The organism is Micromonospora sp. NPDC049004 (genome assembly GCF_040649315.1).
Lineage (GTDB): Bacteria > Actinomycetota > Actinomycetes > Mycobacteriales > Micromonosporaceae > Micromonospora.
Genome location: NZ_JBEZFG010000008.1, coordinates 49,417 through 66,467, shown reverse-complemented (window position 1 = coordinate 66,467; position 17,051 = coordinate 49,417). Strand labels below are relative to the sequence as shown.

General features: G+C 71.2%; 16 protein-coding genes and 2 tRNA genes. 8 read left to right on the top strand and 10 right to left on the bottom strand.

Features of this window, described 5'->3' with window-relative positions:
* Positions 1-63: 63 nt before the first annotated feature.
* On the bottom strand, positions 64-2,844 hold the full coding sequence (locus AB0B97_RS23365) for a BTAD domain-containing putative transcriptional regulator (protein ID WP_357496793.1): 2,781 nt from the start codon (positions 2,842-2,844) through the stop codon (positions 64-66).
* A gap of 155 nt (positions 2,845-2,999) precedes the next feature.
* Positions 3,000-3,374, bottom strand: a complete 375-nt coding sequence (locus AB0B97_RS23360; RefSeq protein ID WP_357496378.1) for a YciI family protein — start codon at positions 3,372-3,374, stop codon at positions 3,000-3,002.
* Between the two features lie 247 nt (positions 3,375-3,621).
* Between AB0B97_RS23360 and AB0B97_RS23355 the strand changes: the two genes are divergently transcribed.
* The 6 genes from AB0B97_RS23355 to AB0B97_RS23330 all read left to right on the top strand — a co-directional run bounded on the left by AB0B97_RS23355 (position 3,622) and on the right by AB0B97_RS23330 (position 6,796).
* Entirely contained in the window at positions 3,622-3,909 is a 288-nt protein-coding gene (locus tag AB0B97_RS23355; protein ID WP_357496376.1) for a helix-turn-helix domain-containing protein, read from the top strand.
* A 73-nt stretch (positions 3,910-3,982) separates the two neighbouring features.
* Positions 3,983-4,546: a carboxymuconolactone decarboxylase family protein gene (locus tag AB0B97_RS23350; protein ID WP_357496374.1), complete on the top strand. Its 564-nt coding sequence runs from the start codon at positions 3,983-3,985 to the stop codon at positions 4,544-4,546.
* Positions 4,546-5,412, top strand: coding sequence for a PhzF family phenazine biosynthesis isomerase (locus AB0B97_RS23345; protein WP_357496372.1), 867 nt, complete (start codon positions 4,546-4,548; stop codon positions 5,410-5,412). Before AB0B97_RS23350 ends, AB0B97_RS23345 begins: the two co-directional genes overlap by 1 nt.
* A gap of 178 nt (positions 5,413-5,590) precedes the next feature.
* Positions 5,591-5,833 (top strand): hypothetical protein, encoded by a 243-nt coding sequence (locus AB0B97_RS23340; protein WP_357496370.1) that lies wholly within the window; start codon positions 5,591-5,593, stop codon positions 5,831-5,833.
* A complete protein-coding gene (locus tag AB0B97_RS23335) occupies positions 5,833-6,285 on the top strand; it encodes an SUKH-3 domain-containing protein (RefSeq protein ID WP_357496368.1) in 453 nt (150 codons plus the stop codon). The genes AB0B97_RS23340 and AB0B97_RS23335 overlap by 1 nt, the downstream gene beginning before the upstream one ends.
* 154 nt (positions 6,286-6,439) lie before the next feature.
* Entirely contained in the window at positions 6,440-6,796 is a 357-nt protein-coding gene (locus AB0B97_RS23330) for a hypothetical protein (protein ID WP_357496366.1), read from the top strand.
* Positions 6,797-6,963: 167 nt separating this feature from the next.
* On the opposite strand, the gene AB0B97_RS23325 is transcribed toward AB0B97_RS23330, so the two are convergent.
* On the bottom strand, positions 6,964-7,518 hold the full coding sequence (locus AB0B97_RS23325) for a hypothetical protein (protein ID WP_357496364.1): 555 nt from the start codon (positions 7,516-7,518) through the stop codon (positions 6,964-6,966).
* A gap of 873 nt (positions 7,519-8,391) precedes the next feature.
* On the opposite strand from AB0B97_RS23325, the gene AB0B97_RS23320 reads away from it, so the two are divergent.
* On the top strand, positions 8,392-9,051 hold the full coding sequence (locus AB0B97_RS23320) for a hypothetical protein (protein ID WP_357496362.1): 660 nt from the start codon (positions 8,392-8,394) through the stop codon (positions 9,049-9,051).
* Here AB0B97_RS23320 and AB0B97_RS23315 read toward each other — a convergent pair.
* The 7 genes from AB0B97_RS23315 to AB0B97_RS23285 form a co-directional block, all read right to left on the bottom strand.
* Positions 9,017-9,496, bottom strand: coding sequence for a DUF488 domain-containing protein (locus AB0B97_RS23315; protein WP_357496360.1), 480 nt, complete (start codon positions 9,494-9,496; stop codon positions 9,017-9,019). The two genes, AB0B97_RS23320 and AB0B97_RS23315, sit on opposite strands and share 35 nt — an antisense overlap.
* A gap of 187 nt (positions 9,497-9,683) precedes the next feature.
* Positions 9,684-9,760 (bottom strand) — tRNA-Ile (locus AB0B97_RS23310).
* A gap of 61 nt (positions 9,761-9,821) precedes the next feature.
* Positions 9,822-11,510, bottom strand: coding sequence for an insulinase family protein (locus tag AB0B97_RS23305; RefSeq protein ID WP_357496358.1), 1,689 nt, complete (start codon positions 11,508-11,510; stop codon positions 9,822-9,824).
* Entirely contained in the window at positions 11,507-12,454 is a 948-nt protein-coding gene (locus AB0B97_RS23300; protein ID WP_357496356.1) for a hypothetical protein, read from the bottom strand. Before AB0B97_RS23300 ends, AB0B97_RS23305 begins: the two co-directional genes overlap by 4 nt.
* Positions 12,455-12,508: 54 nt before the next feature.
* Positions 12,509-13,747 carry an FAD-dependent oxidoreductase gene (locus AB0B97_RS23295; protein WP_357496354.1) on the bottom strand — a complete coding sequence of 413 codons (1,239 nt, stop codon included), beginning with the start codon at positions 13,745-13,747 and terminating at the stop codon, positions 12,509-12,511.
* A complete protein-coding gene (locus AB0B97_RS23290) occupies positions 13,737-15,860 on the bottom strand; it encodes an MMPL family transporter (RefSeq protein WP_357496352.1) in 2,124 nt (707 codons plus the stop codon). The genes AB0B97_RS23295 and AB0B97_RS23290 overlap by 11 nt, the downstream gene beginning before the upstream one ends.
* A 412-nt stretch (positions 15,861-16,272) precedes the next feature.
* Positions 16,273-16,345, bottom strand: a tRNA-Asn gene (locus tag AB0B97_RS23285).
* A 293-nt stretch (positions 16,346-16,638) separates the two neighbouring features.
* On the opposite strand from AB0B97_RS23285, the gene AB0B97_RS23280 reads away from it, so the two are divergent.
* Entirely contained in the window at positions 16,639-17,043 is a 405-nt protein-coding gene (locus AB0B97_RS23280; RefSeq protein WP_234584388.1) for a hypothetical protein, read from the top strand.
* Positions 17,044-17,051: the final 8 nt, after the last annotated feature.

Sequence of the window (17,051 nt, the reverse complement as noted above, 5' to 3'; positions counted from 1 at the left end):
GGTGCCCGAAGAGTGCCGGGCCGGGCTGAAACGGCCCGGAAACGGCGCTGAAAGCGCGGGGCGTCAGGACAGCCGGGTGCCGTCGAGCTGTTCGAGGTCGGCACGCAGCGAGTCGGCGTCGGCGTCGCCGAGGTCGTCGAGGATGCTCAGGGCGCGGCGCCACGCGGCACGGGCGGCGCCCAGGTCGGCGAGCGCCCGGTGGCTGCCGCCCAGATTGACGTACGTGCTCGCTACCGCGTACCGGTCGTGGACCTGCGCGAAGAGTTCGAGTGCGTGCTCGTAGCAGGCGACCGCCCGCCGGTCGTCGCCGAGCTGGTGATGGGCGTGGCCGAGGCTGTCCCACGTGTCGGCCTGTCCCTGCACGTCGTCCACCTCCTGCAACACCCGCAGCGCCTCGCCGCACGACGTGAGGGCCCGGTGGTGGTTGCCGAGCAGCCCTTCCTGCCAACCCACCGCGTTGAGGGTGTACCCCTGCCCGGCACGGTTCCCGGCCCGCCGGAACAGCGTCAGCGCCCGCCGGGAGTGGCTGAGCGCCTGCTGGTGCCGCCCCTGCCGCTCGGCCAGCTGACCGAGGTTGAGGCAGGTGTGTGCCCGCCCGGCGTCGTCACCGACAGCGGTGAACAGGTCGAGCGCGCGCCGCAGGTGGTCGTCGGCCTCGTCGTACCGCCGGAGCCGGGAGCAGGCGAGGCCGAGGCTGCGGTGGGCGTGGCCCTGCCCGGCCCGGTCGCCGATGCGGGACGCGGCGGCGAGGGCGATCCGCTGCGTACCGAGCCAGTCCTGCCAGTGCCCCTGCCGGTGCAGGAAGCCGGCCATGGCCCAGGCGAGCCGCCAGGCGTGCCCCTCGAACCCGGACCGCGCCGCGAGCGGGACGGCGGCGAGCAGGACGGGGACCTCGGCGGTGAACCACGCCGTGGCCGCCGACCTGCTCCTGGGGTTCTCCGGCGTCACGTCGGGCCGGGGCGGCGGGAGACTGATCTCGCTGAAGTGCGGGTGCAGTGCGAGGTCCGCGGCGTGTGCCGCGCGCAGGCAGTGGTCCAGCAACCGGTGCACGGCGTCGCGCCGGTCGGCCGGTGAGTCCGCGTCGTCGGCGAGGCTGGCCGCGTACGCGCGCAGCAGGTCGTGGAACGCGTACCGCCCGTAGGTGTGCTCGGTGAGGAGGTTCGCCCTGGTCAGCTCGGTGAGCAGCGGACCGGTCGCCGCCGGGGCGACGCCGGCGAGGCTGGCCACGGCCGGGGCGCAGATGTCCGGGCCGGGATGCAGGCTCAGCAGCCGGAACAGCCGGACCGCTTGCGGGCTGAGCGTTCGGCACGACCAGGAGAACACCGCCCGGACGTCGGTGGCCTCGTCGCCGCCGTGGAAAGCGTTCAGGTCGCCCAGCTCACCGGCCACGGCGGCCAGGGAGAGACGCCTGTTGGTGGCGGCTCGGGCCGCGACGATGGCCAGCGCGAGGGGCAGCCCCGCGCAACGGTGGGCGATGTCGTCGGCAGCGGCGGGTTCGGCGGCGACCTGGTGCGCCCCGAGCCGGCGGACCAGCAGGTGGCGGGCTTCGTCGGGGCTCAGCAGGTCCAGGATCACCGGCTGGGCGCTCTCGGTGACGACCAGCGGGGTGAGCTGGTCCCGGCTGGTGATGACCGCCAGGCAGTCGGGTGAGCCGGGCAGCAGCGGTCGGACCTGTTCCGCGTCGCGCGCGTTGTCCAACACCACCAGCAGGCGCTTGCCAGCCACCGCCGTGCGGTACGCGCTCACCATCAGATCCTCGTCGCTGGGCATCCGCGCCGCCGGAACGCCGAGCGCCTCCAGGAATCCGTGCAGCGCTCGCGCCGGTTCGGTGGGGGTGGCCGCCGGGTCGAAGCCGCGCAGGTTGACGTAGAGCTGGCCGTCGGGGAAGCGCGCGGCCGCGCGGTGCGCCCAGTGCACGGCGAGCGCGGTCTTGCCGACGCCCGCGGTGCCGGACACCACCACGGCGCCACCGGAGTCGACGAGCGCGTCCAGGGTGGCGAGTTCCGCGTCGCGTCCGGTGAACGTCGGTACTCCGGGAGGCAACTGCGCCGCCACCGGCCGAGCCGTCGCCGCTGGCGCGGGCGCGGGCGCGGCGATCGCGGTGTCCTGGCGCAGGATGGCGCGCTCCAGATCCCGTAGCCGCGGACTGGGGTCGATGCCGAGGTTGTCCCGCAGGGCGGCGCGCAACCGCCGGTACGTGGTGACCGCCTCGCCCTGCCGGCCGTCCCGGTACAGGGCGAGCATCAGCTGCGCGTGCAGGTGCTCGTCGAAGGGATGCTGCCGGACGAGGCGTTCCAACCCGGGGACGAGCCGGGCGTGTTCACCGACCGACAGCCGGGCCTCGGCGAGCGCGCGTTCGGCCTCCAACCGCAGGCGTGCCAGGTGCTCGGCCTGCTCCTCGAGCCAGGCGGACCCGGCCACGTCGGCCAGCGGCGGGCCGCGCCACAGTGCCACCGCCTCCGTCAAGTGGGTCACCTGCTCGGCCCGGTCCGTCGCGCGGCGGGCCAGTTCCAGGAGGTGCTCGGCGACCTGGACGTCCGTGGACTCCGGCCCGGTGTTGAGCACGTAACCGGGCCGACGCGCCACTATCGATCCGGGCTCGCCGAGCACCCCACGCAGGTAGGAGACGTGGCGCTGGAGCGTGTTCTCCGCGGTGGCCGGCATCCGCTCGCCCCAGACCACGTCGATGAGCCGGTCGACGCTCACGACCCGGCCCGCGTGCAGCGCCAACGTCGCCAGTACCGCCTTGCGGCGCAACCCGTTCACCGCCTGCGGGCCGTCGGCGGCAACCACCTCCACCGGGCCGAGCAGCCGGACGCGTACGCCCGCGCCAGCCATCGACATCACCGAATCAGGCTAAATCCGCAGGCCGCAGGCTCGATCCGTTCGTCGCGCAATGGACACGACGCCTGACCGCCCGGTGTACGGGCCGACGCGGGTGTCGCCCGGCGTGCCGTCCTAGCTGGTCGCGCGGGTCCTCGATCAGCCTCGTCGGGACGTCAGCCGCGACGGGCGGCCTCGCGGATCATCGCGTCCGTCTCGGGATCGGGCATGAGCTCCCGGACGTCCTGCGCACACCGGCACGAGGCGGCGATCCTGGCAGCCCACGCCAGCGCGTCCTCGCGGGTGGGCACGTCGACGACCGAGAACCCGCCGACGACCTCCCTGGTCTCCGGGTAGGGACCGTCGGTGACCGTTCCGTCAGTGGCCACGATGCTGGCCTGCTGCCTCTCCAGTCCGCCGCCGAACACCCAGACGCCCGCGTTCACTGCCTCCTCGACCACCGCGTGCGAGGCCTTGCCGACGTCGGGCCAGTCCTCGGCGGGGATGTGGTCCATCGCGCCCTCGTTGAACGAAATCAGGTACCGCGGCATGACACGACTCCCTCGTCCCGGCGGTCTCCTCCGACCGCCTCCTGTCTGTACTACGAACGGCTCGGCACGGATTCGACGCTACGCCGGGCCGCCGGATCGAACGGCCCCACCGGGATGCTCGCGGCCGGCACTGTCCCGACGCGTGGTTACTGTGTCGGAGATCGAAGCATCGAGAGGGGCGGCACAGGCGATGACGACGCCCAGGCCGGGACGACGGGTACGAGGATCGAGCACCGGGCGCCCACTGATGGCAGCCCTCGACCTGTTCGGGCGGCGCTGGAACCTGCGGATCGTCTGGGAGTTGCGCCATGGGCCGGTCGGGTTCCGTGCGCTGCGGGAGCGCTGCGACGACATGTCCTCCAGCGTTCTGCGGCAACGGCTCACCGAACTGCTCGACGCCCGTCTCGTCGCGCAGCAACCGGACACGACCTACGCCCTCACCGAGCTCGGCCACGACGCCTGTCAGGCCCTGCGCCCACTCGTCCGCTGGTCCGACCAGTGGGCCTCCGCCATGACCGAGGACGGCGCGCTCTAGCACAGCGCAACCCTGGCGCTTCTAAAATCGAATCGCTATGGTGCGGTGGCACCCGTAGTCGCGGGAGGTGACCATGGCTCGCATAGCTCCGCTCGACGCGCCGTTCACGGCCGACGTGGCAGCACAGCTCGCCACCATGATGCCGACCGGCGTGCCACCGATCGCTCTGTTCCGCACGTACGCCAAGAACCTGCCGATGACAGTCGCGATGAGTCAGTGGGGCCGATACGAACTCGGTCGGCACCTGTCCCTGACGCTTCGCGAACGGGAGATCGTCATCCTTCGCACCTGCGCGCGCTGCCGCTGCGAGTACGAGTGGGGCGTCCACCTGATGGTCTTCGCCCACCGCGCCGGGCTCACCCGCCCCGAGATCGCCTCGCTCACCGACGGCGTGCCGGACGACGCGTGCTGGACCACCGGTCGCGAACGGGCGCTCATCCAGGTGGTGGACGCCCTGCACGACTCGTCGGACATCGACGACAGCCTGTGGCAGTCCGCCCGCGAGGTGCTGGACGAGCCGCAGGTGCTCGACCTGCTGCTGCTCTGCGGCTGGTACCACGCGATCTGCTTCGCCGCCCGCGCCGCCCGGGTCGACCTCGAGCCGGGTGCCCCTCGCTTCGCCGACGTCATGGCCTGATGCGCGGCCCACGGGTGATCGTGGTGGACGCCTGCACCCGCGACGGGCGCGGCGGCAGCCCCACCGCGGTCGTGCTCGACGATGCCAGCCGCACCGACGAGGAACGGCGCGCTGTGGCATCGACGGTCGGCGCGTCCCACACCGCGTTCGTCGACAGCAGCGGCGTGGGCCCGCCCCGCGTACGGTTCTTCACGGGCGAGGGAGAACTCCGCAACTGCGGCCACGGCACCATCGCCGCGCAGGCCGTCCTGCTGCACCGCGCCGGCGCCACCGAGCACCGCGGCCACCAGAGCACCGGCGGCCGCACCGTCGCCGTGACCGCCACCCGCCGCCGCGACGGCATCGAAGTCTGGTTCGAGCAGGGCGTCATCGCGCTGTCGGACCGCGCCGATCCGACCGACAGCGCCGACAGCGCCGTCATCGCAGCCCTCGGTCTGACGCCTGGCGACATCGTCGCCGACGACCTGCGGGTCGCCTCGCCGGGCACGCCCCGGCTCCTCGTCCGGGTCCGGGAACGCCGGACGCTGTCAGCGATGCGGCCCGACGTCGCCCGGCTGGCAGCCGAGTGTCGCCGGCTCGGCTATCTCGGCTGCTTCGCCTACGTGCTCGCGCCGACCGCGGAACCAGCCACCGCCCGCATGTTCGCCCCCGCGATAGGCGTGGACGAGGACATCGTCAACGCCAACAGCGTCGGCTGCCTCGCCGCCCACCTGCTCGACACGTCCCGCGACAGCGACATCGCCGTTCACCAGGGTGACACGCTCGATCGTCCGTCAGCCGTCCTCGCCACGGCGACACGGACCCCGGACGGCATCGTCGCCAGAATCGGCGGCCTGGTTCACCACCCGAGGGCCCAGCCGGCCTAGCGGGCGTTGTCCGTCGTGGACGGCCGCCGGTGACGCTGTCACCGCTCCCATTCACGGACGGCAGGAAGTGACTCCGTCTCCTAAATCTGCGTGAGGCACGGCAGAGCGCGGATCCGGGGGTTGAGGTGGCGTCGACGGACCCGTACAGGATCGACAAGGGTGCTCGCCGACACGATGCGTGCGCGAGGTGGCCGGCGCGCTCGACCGCGTACCGCAGAACCTTCGCGCGCCGTGGCACGGAAACTGTGCGCTACCGCAGTCGTTGTCGAAGCTGCTGGACCGTGGCGTCGACCCGCGCGGTGGTGCGATCGGCGCCGCGCGGATTCGCGCTCCGGGCAACCCCGGCCATGGCGCGCACAACCCGTGCTGCAACAGTTGTAAGGCGTTGCGCAACGAGTTCGACCTGAGGGAGCTGCTGTGATGCGGGGAGACGACCGCGCACTGCCGGACCGTGCGGCCCAGACACTCAGGATGGCAGGTTGGACGCCACGCCGCCGGGTCGATGTCGGCGAATGGGAGTCGGGGCTCGCCCCGGAGGGCTTCGCCATGCACGCTCCCGCTCGTGCCTTCCTGACCGAGTTCGGTGGTCTGGTCGTGCCGGCGAGCGGTCCCGGTCGGGACTCCGCCCGCATCGGCGTACGCCTCGACCCACTGCTGTGCCTCGGTCAGAAGGGATGGTTCGACAGCCTCGCCGGACCCACGGCCGGTCAGCTCTACCCGATCGGCGAGGAGCACGACGGGCACGCCAGCATGGCCATGGACGCCGAGGGCACGATCCATCTGCTCTTCAACGGCCAGATCAAGAGGATCGGCCCCGGCCTGACCGGCCTGGCCCGACTGCTCGAGGGCGAAGAGGCCCCGGCCGGGCAGTGACGGTCCAGTCCCGTCCCCAGCCAGGGCCTCCATTGGTGGCGACTGAAGCGTGCCGTCCCCCAGTCACGGCACACCTCCCCCGAGGCGGTCGGCGTACCGCCCAGCTGATCTCACGGGCTGCGCCACCCGCCTGTCCGGCTGTACCGTTCCGCGAGTGGGACGGCTAGCGGACCGGCGCCGTGACCTCGCTGGATGGTTGGTGACGCCGCTGTTCACCCTCGTGGCGGCTCCAGTGTTGGCCTGCATCGTCGGCCTGGTGGGAAACCTCGGGGACCACAACGGCCCACCGGCGCTGTGCGAGAAGGCCATCGCTGACAACATGTGCGAGGAGACCAGCCTCGGGGTGATCGGCGTGCATGTGGCGATCTCGGGCGCCATGTGGCTGCTGCTCTGGATCATCCCGTGGTGGCGAGGTCTTCGCACCGTACGCGTTCTGCTCGCCGTCTCCGCGACCGTCGTTCTGGTACTCCTGCCGGTGCGGATGTTCGACTGGTCCATCGCGTACTTCTGACAATCGCGCGTCGCGTTCCGGAGAAACTGCCGGCACCTCTCGTGCCACTCGGAACGCCGACCTGTTCGACGACGACGTGGGCCGGGTGGCGGACCGCCTGGATCGGGCGGCCGCCGCCCACGAACACTACCGGGCCACCCGACCCATCGTCGGCACGATGCGCCGACTCAACCGTCCATCTTGACGATGTAGCCCTCGTCCGCGCACGCCGTCTGCAACCCCGACACGTGAGTGCCCATCGGCCCCACGAACGCCAACGCCCCACCGTTGTCGTCGGGCATCTGCTGCACCTGCCACAGCAGGTCCATCAACGCCGTCCCGTGCTCGCGGATCTTGTCGTAACGGGAGTCCTCGAAGACCTTCCGCGCCTCCCGATACTCAGCCTCCGTCAGCTTGTCGTCACCAGCGTCGGAATCCTTCGGGCTGCCGTCGATCTGCTTGTTCTCCGCCATCGCCTTGCAGGCGGCGATCCCCGAGTCTTCGCGGATGAACCGGTCGTAGACGGCGTACCCGCCGAGGGACAGCACGAGCACGACGAGCAACGCGGCGGCGGCAACGATCAGCGGCGTCCGCGACGACTTCACCGGAGGTGGCGGCGGTGCATCAGGTCCGGGGCCGGCGAAAGGCTGACCGGGCCACTGCTGCGATGCCGGGTAGACAGGGCCGCCCTGAGCGTACGGCTGGGCGGGCTGCTGCGGGTACGGCTGCTGCTGGTCGGTCACGGTGTGCTCCCCACGTTTCGGACGACGACCGTTCATGCTGGCGGCAACCGGTTCAACGGCACGATGGTCTGTCGGGTTGGCGACTGCCGGTGTGACTGTTCAGCGGCAGCGGAGGCCCATGCGGCGACGCCACGCCCGACACACAGAGCAGCACGCCTACTTGTTCGGACTGTCCCTGCTACATCGACGGGACGGGGGCTCCGGTGGGCAGCCTGCGCGACGTCATGCGTCGGCGAGGGCGACCCCGAGCAGGACGACGGCAGCGGCGATGGCGGCGAACAGTGACGGCGCGAAGGACAATGGCGGGCCCAGCAGGACCAGGGCGGCGATGCCGACGAGCCGGCGGGTGGCGATCCGGTTGAAGACGACCTGCTCCAGCCGGATGCGGCCGATCAGGAAGAGCGCCGGCTGCCGAGGATGGCCGCGAGCCAGGCCGGGTGGGATCGCCCGTCGGGATCCGCCAGCACGACTTCCGAGCCGGCTGCGGCGGCGATGATGCCGAGCGGCGATCGCAACAGACTGCGGCCACTAGCCAAAGTCGAGGCGACCTCATAGCACTACAACCACTTGAACCGCTCTCGCTTGGCACCACAAGCGGCACCGTGCGCTCTATGTCGATCAGTCGATCCCGTGAGAACCTGAATACCTCACGTTATCGTCCGACTACCGACGGCCACCCTCGCTGGAGGCGCACATGGCGCAGATGTCGCTCTTCGGTTCAAGCGAAGCCGGGCCTGACCCGAAGCCGGCTGACGATCGCACCGTTCGGCTGCAGCTCCTGATCACTGTGAAAGCCGCACCGAACCCCTCGGAGAAGTACGGCGAGACCGTATGCGTAGCGGCCTACGGACGGACATTCTGAGACCAACGTGGGTGCGCCTCTACCCGATCAACTTCCGGCATCTCGATAGCGACGAGGCGTTCAAAAAGTACGACATCATCTCCGTCGATGCCAGACCGGCGCGGCAGGATCAGCGGCGCGAGAGCTGGAAGCCGATCATGGACAGGATCCAGAAGGAGCGCCATCTCGACGGTTGGAGGTCGCGACAGCCATTGCTTGACCCGGCTGTCGAGGATTCGATGTGTCGCCTCAACCGCGATGCTCAGGAGCGTGCTGACGGGCAGTCGCTGGCACTCGTGCGCCCCAAGGAGGTTCGCGGTCTCAAGGTCACACCGCACCCTGGCTGGACGGCTGACGAGCAGCGCAAGATCGAAGCTTACGCGAGTCAGCCGGACCTCTTCAGCGGACGTAGCAGGTCCCCGCTTCAGGCGCCCCGCTTCAAGGCGGCGTACCACTACCGTTGCCACGACCGCGGTTGCAACGGACACAAGCAGCACGTCATCGACTGGGAGCTGGTAGCGCTGCAACGCCGCCTCGTCGGCTATTCGGATGCTGCGCCACAGGACGCGCTTGAGGCTAAGTTCCTTGGGGAGATGTGCGCGGCAGACCGTGATGTCGCGTTCTACGTTGGCAACCAGGCCAAGCGCGTTCATGTCTTCAGCGTGCTGGGCGTGTACTGGCCGAAACGATAGGCATTCGGGCTTCGAGTGCGCGCATCACGACTTGACGGTGGCACCGGCTCTCATCCGCCTCGAAACATAGCAGCGCCACCAGCTCGCGTTGCGCCGTCTCGGCGAGCGCGTCGAGCGCCGCCAGGGACTCAGCGTGGCACAGCCGAGAGGCATACACCGCCTGCGCAGATCGCAACTCCTCGGAGTTGCCGCCGAAGCCAGGGCGGTTCTCCTTCGGATTACCAAGCTCCCGGCGGTGCTCGTACCTGATGCCCTGCGCGGCGAGCGCCTCACTGAGGGCTGACTTGCTGAAGCCACGCTTGCGAGAGATCGGCGTCATCCGGACATCGACTAGACGCGTCACACCCATGCCCGCGAGGCCGGTCACGAACTCATCGATGCAGCGGCCCTCGTAGCCGACACCCAGGATACCGGCCCGGTGACTCACAGCTAAGGTGACGCTCATCGGGTCACCCTTTCATGACTCGCTTGCCATGACCATCGGGACGGCCAAGAAATGTGCCGCCCTGCACAGCCTCGACCGGGCGTTTACGTGCCCACCTCGACACGCCCGTGGGGGCGGATTTTCGGCGGCCCGCCCCCAGTTTGCCCCCAAAGCATCGCGCCATCCGCGCAACGATCTTCGTTTTGGCTGGTGGGGCGGGCGGGACTCGAACCCGCGACCGAGGGATTATGAGTCCCCTGCTCTAACCGGCTGAGCTACCGCCCCGACACCGCGCGGATCTTATCCCGCTCGGTGGATCACGGGCCAGCACCGGTGTGGCCCCGCCTCATCCCCGCCGCCGTCGCCACAGCAGCACGATGGGCAACGCGAGGATAACAGTGAGCAGCCAGGCCGCCACGATGACGCCCCAGAACCATTCCTCGCCCGGCTCGGTGCCGGCGGCGACCATGACGTACGTCAGCAGCAGGCTCACCGCGCCCACCACCAGGACGGCCACGCCGCTGACCACGATCGCCGCGATCTCCCACCAGGGGCGGTCGGCGGGCGTCGCGGCCGGCTGTTCGGCTGCCGACGGCTGCGGGATGGCGTCCGGCGAGCGGGCCGGCATGGCGATGTGCCGGTCGGCCGGCACCTGGGCGTCGATGACCGGAAGCGCCGCCGGGTGCAGGTTGAACATCGTCGGCTCGACGTGCAGCACGATGGCGTCCGCGCCGATCAGTTGCCGCGCCCCGTCGGGCCAGGCGAGCATCGCGGAGCAGTCGGCGTACCGGACGGTCAGCGGCCCGTCGGTGCCCAGGTAGGTCACCCCGTCCACGCCGATGCGGAGCGCGCCGGCGCCCTGCTTCGCCGCGTACGTGGTGCCGTCGACGGTGTCGCTGGAGTGGGTGGGGGCCGCGACGAAGCCGGCCCAGTCGGCGCGGAGACCGCCCGGCACCATGAGCAGCGCGGACGACGTCACCTCGCCGGCCACCTGGTGCAGGTCGGCGAGGCTGACGGCCTTCAGCTCGGCCCGGTGCTCGTCGATGCTGAGGTTCGGCTCGCCGGTCAACACGTTGAGGGCGTACCCCGGCAGGCGCGCGGCGTCGACCTCGGCGGTGCCGAGCACGTCCTGCCGCTTGGCGACTGTGGCGTCCAGGTCGGCCTGCTCGATCCGCCCGACCCGCAGCTTCGCCAGCACGTCGACGAAGCCGCCCAGCACGGCGTCCTGCTTCTCCGCCAGCGCGTCGGCGAGCGCCCGCAGCGTGGCGTACCCGTCGCCGCGCGGCTCGTACCCCGTGGTGGTGGTGTAGGAGAGCCCCGACTCCTGGCGCAGCGACCGGTACAGCTCCCGCTCGAGCACGCCGGAGAAGACGGTCGCAGCGGTGCTGCGCCGCACCACCGAGTCGAGCACGACGGCGCGGGCGCCGCTGACGAAGTACGCCGGGGTCTGCGGCAGCGCCGACGAGACCGCCGGCACCGGCTGCCGGACCCCACTGGGCAGCGCGAGGCGCAGCCCGGCGGGCACCCGGTCGCCGGCGATCCAGAGCACCGCGTTCTCCCGGGTGAACGAGCGGGCCGCCCACTCGCGCAGGTGGTCGGCGGTGAGCGCGCCCAGGCCCCACTCCGGGTAGCTGCTGAGCCCGAAGTCCCGCGCGCCGTGTCGCCACAGTGGGATGTCGTCGATCGCGGCGGCGCCCCGGCTGCTCCACTCGGTGCGCAGGATGTCCTTCTCGACGTCCAGCCGCGCCACCGGCAGGTCGGCCAGGTGCCCGCAGACGGCGGTCAGGAACGCCGCGATGTCCGCCTCGGAGCCCTGGGTGTGGAACATGGTGAACGCCGGGGCGGTCACGCCGTTGACGTGGTAGTCGGCCAGGCCGAGCGGTGCGAGCGCGAGGTGCTCGATGAGGTGGGTGATGCCGGCGCGGCTGAGCGTCTCGTCGGCGGTGCCGACCCGGAAGGTCAGCCCGGCGCGCATCGGCCCACCGGTGGGGGCGAGCAGCGTGGGCACCCCGTCCACGTCCAGGTGCTGGATCATGACTGGCCACCCTTCGCGTACGCCTTGGCGCGGTACTTCGTGAAGCCCTCGGCGTCGTCGACGTAGGCCCAGGGGTATTCGGTGCCCAGGTTGCCCAGGGCGGTGAACTGGCTGGCGGCGGCGGGCCACTGCTCGGTGAGGCTGAACATCAGCGCGAACGTCGAGCGGATCCAGACCCAGCCCGGCCGGTCGACGAAGTCCGGGTGCAGCACGGATCGCTGCCCGGCCTGCATCACCTCGTCCACGACGGGCGCGCTGCGCACGTACGCGGTGCGCTCCCGGTCGGTGTCGAAGTCCAGCCAGCGTTCCAGGTGCGCCTCGGCGACCAGCACGGCGTTGGGCGCCCCGGCGGGCGCGGCCTGCGCGCACTCGCGGGCGAACGCGAAGGCCCGGTCCCAGTCGCCGCTCCACTTCGGGCAGAGCTGCTGGAGCAGGGCCGCCTGTGCGGGGGCGTGGTGGGGGTGCTGCTGGGCGAGCCGGTCGTAGCGGCGGCGTGCCTCGTTCTGGCCCAGTTGCAGACCCCGGGCGATGGTGATCCGCTGCGTCCAGGCGGCCGCGTCGTCGGGGTACCGGGCGGTGACGTCGATGAGCACCTGCTCGGCGCGACGCAGGTGTTCGTGGAACTGCTCGAACTGCGACCGGCTGACGTGTTGGGCCCGGTAGGAGCTGCGGATCCGCCAGCCGTCGCAGATGAGGTGCGTGCCGTGCAGGGTGCCCGCCAGCCGGTCGGTGGTGTCGTCGTCGTACACGCGGTGCAGGAACGCCGCGGACGCGGCGTGGTCGCCGGCCTCCCTGACGAGCAGGGTGTGAAAGGCGGGGTCCCGGTCGGCGAACACGGCCCGGACGGCGGGCCAGTCGGCGGCGTCGAGCGCCTTGCGCAGGTCGTTGACCTCGGGGTACGCGGCAGCGGCATCGAAGGTGGGTGCCGGGAGGGGGGCGGGCATGGCGGCGATCATAGGTGATCAACTACGGCTGCGGTGCCCTCGTTCGAGGCGGGCTCAGCCGGCGCGCAACTCCTTGAGCACCGCCCCGGCGGCACGCCAGCCGCTGGCCAGAGCGCCCTGGATCGATGGACTGTCGCGGTGGTCACCGGCCACGAACAGCCCCTCCCCCATCGAGACGGGCTTGCGCAGCCGCCCCTGCGGCGGCGGCGCGGCAGGCAGCGCGTCCGGAACGACCACTGTGGTGAGGTGGGTCCAGTCGGCGGTGGATCGACCGTACAGCCGGGTCAACTCGGCCCGGATGGTCGACTCGGGCGGGGCCGTGGGACCCACCACCGACGTGGCCACGAGGTGCCGTCCGGCGGGCGCGTAGGTGCGTGCGGCGTTGCTGAGCACCACGGTGTTCGCGACGATCTCCCGCCGGTCGCCGTCGACGAGCAGGATCGGCTCGGCGAGCGGCGGCTCGGGCGCGCTGTGGTAGTACGTGGTGTAGCTGTGCATGCGTACCGTCGCCAGAGCCGGCAGCAGCGCGGCCGCGGCGAGCGGGTCGACGGCGACCACGACGGCCCGGCAGCGGATGTCGCCGGCCTGGGTGCGGACCAGGCCGGGCGCGACCTGCGCGACAGGGGTGTCCAGGTCGAGCAGGTCGGTGGGCAGTGGGTCGGCGATGGCCCGGGGCAGCGCGGCCATCCCCTCGGCGGGCAGGCCGATCCGGCCGCGGGCGAACGAGCGCAGCACCATCGCGAGCACGTGGCTGGACGTGGCCAGCTCCCGGTCGATGAACACGCCGGACAGGAACGGCCGCAGCAGCTCCTCGATGATCGCGTCGGAGAGACCGGCGCGGCGCAACGCCGTCTCGGCGCTGGTCTCCGGCGCGGTGAGCAGCCGGGACACCGGCAGCGTGGCGCAGCCGGTGGCGAGCGCGGCGAAGCGCAGCCGGTCGAGCAGCGAGCCCACGCCGGCCAGCGCGGTACGCGGCCCGCCGGCCGGCTCCCGCAACGGGTTGACCAGCCGCAGCAGGTCGTCGCCCCGGCGCACCAGCACCCCGGACGTGAAGTAGCCGAGGTTGAGCCGGTCGGTGTCGAGCAGCGTGCCGAGCCGCGGGTAGGCCGTGTTGAGCACCTGGAAACCGCTGTCGATCAGGTAGCCGTCCACGACGTCGGTGGCGATCCGGCCGCCCAGCCGGCCGCCGGCCTCCAGCAGGCGCCAGGGCACGCCGGCGCGGTGCAGCCGGCGGGCGGCGGCGAGGCCGGCCAGGCCGCCGCCGACGACCACCACGTCGGTCTCAGCCAGCATCGCGCGCCTCCCGCTCACCGTTCGCCCGGGACAACCGGCCCGGCCACCAGATCTTCGGCCCGATGTCGTACGCGAGCGCCGGCACCAGCAGCGACCGGACGATGATCGTGTCGATCAGTACCCCGATCGCGACAGCCGTGCCCAGCTCGACGAGCACCACCAGCGGCAGGACGGCAAGGGCGGAGAAGGTCGCGGCGAGCACGATGCCGGCGGAGGTGATCACCCCGCCGGTGACGGCGAGGCCGGCGAGCACACCGGCGCGGGTGCCCCGCTTGACCGACTCCTCGCGGACCCGGCTCATCAGGAAGATGTTGTAGTCGATCCCGAGGGCGACCAGGAAGACGAACGCGAACAGCGGGAACGACGAGTCCACGCCGGGGAAGTCGAAGACGTGGCGGAACAGCAGCGCGCAGAGACCGAGGGTCGCCGCGAAGCTGAGCAGCACCGTGCCGATGAGCAGCACGGGAGCAAGGAGGGCCCGCAGCAGCAGGGCCAGGATCACCGCGATGACCACCAGCACCACCGGGATGATGACGTTCTGGTCGCGTTTCGCGGCGTCGGAGGTGTCCACGTTGATGGCGGTGAAGCCGCCGACGACGGCGTCCGCGCCGGGCACCTGGTGTACGGCCACCCGCAGGTCGCGGATGGTCCGCTCGGCCCCATCGCTGTCGGGCGGGTCGGCGAGCGTCGCCTCCAGCTGCACCCGCCCGTCGACGACCTTCGGCGGGGCATTCCGCTCGGGTGGGCCGGTCTGCGGGCCGTTGGAGAGTGGACGGACGTCCGCGACGCCGCGTACGCCCTGGGCCACCTGCGCCACCTGCCGCGCGCTCTGCTCGGTGGCGAAGATGGTTGCCGGGCTGCCGGTGCCGGCCGGGTAGTGCCGGGCGATGACGTCCTGACCGTCCACCGAGTCGGTGCGCTGCGTGAACAGGTCGGACTGGCCGAGGGTCGTGGCGCCGAGCTGCGTCAGGCCGAGCGTGAGGAGAGCCAGGACGACTGCGGTGCTCAGCCAGATCGGTCGGGCGTGCCGGGCCACGAAACCGGCGATGCGACTCCAGATGCCGTGCTCGGCCCGCGGGTCGGCCTGGTCGACGTGGGGCCGTCGGGGCCAGAACGCCCACCTGCCGCCGAGCACCAGCAGCGCCGGCAGGAAGGTGAGCATCACCAGCAGGGTGGCGGCGATGCCGATGGCGGCGACCGGGCCGAGCGCCCGGTTCGAGTTGAGGCTGGACAGCAGCAGGCAGAGCAGACTGACGATGACCGTGCCGCCGGACGCGATGATGGCCGGAGCCGCACCCCTCCACGCGGCACGCATCGCGTCCCACGGGCGGTCGTGCCGGTGCAGCTCCTCGCGGTAGCGGGCGATCAGCAGCAGCGCGTAGTCGGTGCCGGCGCCGAAGACCAGCACGGTGAGGATGCCCTGCGCCTGGCCGTTGAGCTTGACGATGTCGGCGTCCGCGAGCAGGTAGACGAAGACCGAGGCCAGCGCGTACGACATTCCGGCGGCCAGCAGCGGAAAGATCCACAAAACGGGGCTGCGGTAGACGATCAGCAGGATGATCAGCACCACCACGAGCGTGACCAGCAGCAGTGGCCCGTCGATGGCGGAGAAGACCTCGATCAGGTCGGCGAGCAGGCCGGCCGGGCCGGCGACGTCCACCGTGAGCCCGTCCCGGTCGCCGCCGGCGATGTCGCGCAACTGTTCGACGACCGAGCCGATCTCCTCGCCCTCGGCGTCGTCCACCGGCACGACGACCTGGAGTGCTTGGCCGTCCTCGCTGGGAATCGGCGGGGGCAGCGGGTTGACCACGCCCGGCACCTGGGCGAAGCGGGCGGCGTCGGCGCTCACCCGCTGCCGGTCCACGTCGGTGATCCCCGACGACCGCTCGTAGACGACAAGCGCCGGCACGGTCTCCCGGTCGACGAACCCAGCGGCGAGGTCCTGGGCACGGGTCGCCTCGGCGTCGGTGGGCAGGAAGGCGGCGTTGTCGTTGGTGGCGACCTCGCTGAGACGTCCGGCGTACGGGCCGGCCACACCGCCGATCACCAGCCAGGCCAGCACGACCGCCACCGCGACCAGTGTGGCCCGGCCGAAGCCGCCTCGTCCCGACATTGCGATCACCCCAAGAATCGACGCATCAATCGACGCAGCTGGAGTCTAGGTCGACATCGACCATCCTGCCGGGCACGAGACCCACAAGCAGCCCAAACCCCCCATTCCGCCCACGCCCCCCACGCACGCCGCGCCGCCGCCCCAAGATCGTCACAACTTCGGGGATGTTGCTGCCTCAGGCACGCGGGAGACAGCAACATCCCCGAAGTTGCCGCAGCGAACGCCGGCCCCACCCCGCCAGCACAGTCGCGGCCTCAGAACCCGCGCCGATCTTGCAGTTTCGGTCGTGGATATGCGCAGAGCGCCCCTTATGCCGGGACAGTAAGTGCAAGATCGCGGAGGCAGGGGGCGGAGGCGCGGGGGGCAGCAGAAACGCCCGTCGGCGTGCTGCCGACGGGCGTTGGTGGAGAAGCTCCCCCGATTGGACTCGAACCAATAACCTGCCGGTTAACAGCCGGCTGCTCTGCCAATTGAGCTACAGGGGATCGTGCACCGCCTGGAACCGGATCTCGCCGGTGCCGTGCGACGGGACAAGAGTACAGGACATTCCCCGGTGGTGGTCCAGTGGGTTCCACAGGCATCCGCCCTTGATCCAGATTCGCAGGTCAGCGCCACGGCCGGATCGCAATCGGGGCAAATCGCCATCCCGGCACAAGCAGGCTTGAGCGGGGAGCAGGATGGGTAGTTAGCTGCGGACAGAGGACGCAGGCGCGAATTTGTCGCGCCCGACGGGGCAACCCGCCGGCGCGACGGCGCGTCAGGTACGGAAGGAGCCGCCATGCGCGGAAAGATCATGTTTCTTGGCGGGCTGGCTGCGGGATTCGTCCTGGGCGCCCGTGCCGGCCGGGAGAAGTACGAAGAGCTCGTGGTCCGGGGCCGCAAGGTGCTCGACCACCCGACCGTCCAGGAGGCGGCCGGGGTCGCGCAGGCCCAGGCCAACAAGCTCTACAGCGAGGGCAAGGACAAGCTCGGCCAGACCAAGCTGGGCGAGAAGCTGGGCACCGGCAACGGGAGCACCGGCAAGCAGGAGCTGACCGCCGCCGACGACGCGTTCGCCGGCACGCCCGCCACCGTGGGCGCCAAGGCGGGCAGCAGCTCGGTCGGCACGACCTCCGGGTCGCCGTCGGCCACCAACCCCCGCACCAAGCCGTCCGGCTCGGGCACCAACGCCAGCACGCTCTGATCCATCGC

Coding starts and splice junctions, on each gene's coding strand:
- AB0B97_RS23295 (WP_357496354.1), bottom strand. CDS start 13,747: ATGCTGGCTGAGACCGACGTGGTGGTCGTCGGCGGCGGCCTGGCCGGC.
- AB0B97_RS23350 (WP_357496374.1), top strand. CDS start 3,983: ATGGCTCGCATAGCTCCGCTCGACGCGCCGTTCACGGCCGACGTGGCA.
- AB0B97_RS23315 (WP_357496360.1), bottom strand. CDS start 9,496: ATGAGCGTCACCTTAGCTGTGAGTCACCGGGCCGGTATCCTGGGTGTC.
- AB0B97_RS23300 (WP_357496356.1), bottom strand. CDS start 12,454: ATGCCCGCCCCCCTCCCGGCACCCACCTTCGATGCCGCTGCCGCGTAC.
- AB0B97_RS23355 (WP_357496376.1), top strand. CDS start 3,622: ATGGCAGCCCTCGACCTGTTCGGGCGGCGCTGGAACCTGCGGATCGTC.
- AB0B97_RS23305 (WP_357496358.1), bottom strand. CDS start 11,510: ATGATCCAGCACCTGGACGTGGACGGGGTGCCCACGCTGCTCGCCCCC.
- AB0B97_RS23365 (WP_357496793.1), bottom strand. CDS start 2,844: ATGTCGATGGCTGGCGCGGGCGTACGCGTCCGGCTGCTCGGCCCGGTG.
- AB0B97_RS23345 (WP_357496372.1), top strand. CDS start 4,546: ATGCGCGGCCCACGGGTGATCGTGGTGGACGCCTGCACCCGCGACGGG.
- AB0B97_RS23290 (WP_357496352.1), bottom strand. CDS start 15,860: ATGTCGGGACGAGGCGGCTTCGGCCGGGCCACACTGGTCGCGGTGGCG.
- AB0B97_RS23335 (WP_357496368.1), top strand. CDS start 5,833: ATGCGGGGAGACGACCGCGCACTGCCGGACCGTGCGGCCCAGACACTC.
- AB0B97_RS23280 (WP_234584388.1), top strand. CDS start 16,639: ATGCGCGGAAAGATCATGTTTCTTGGCGGGCTGGCTGCGGGATTCGTC.
- AB0B97_RS23360 (WP_357496378.1), bottom strand. CDS start 3,374: ATGCCGCGGTACCTGATTTCGTTCAACGAGGGCGCGATGGACCACATC.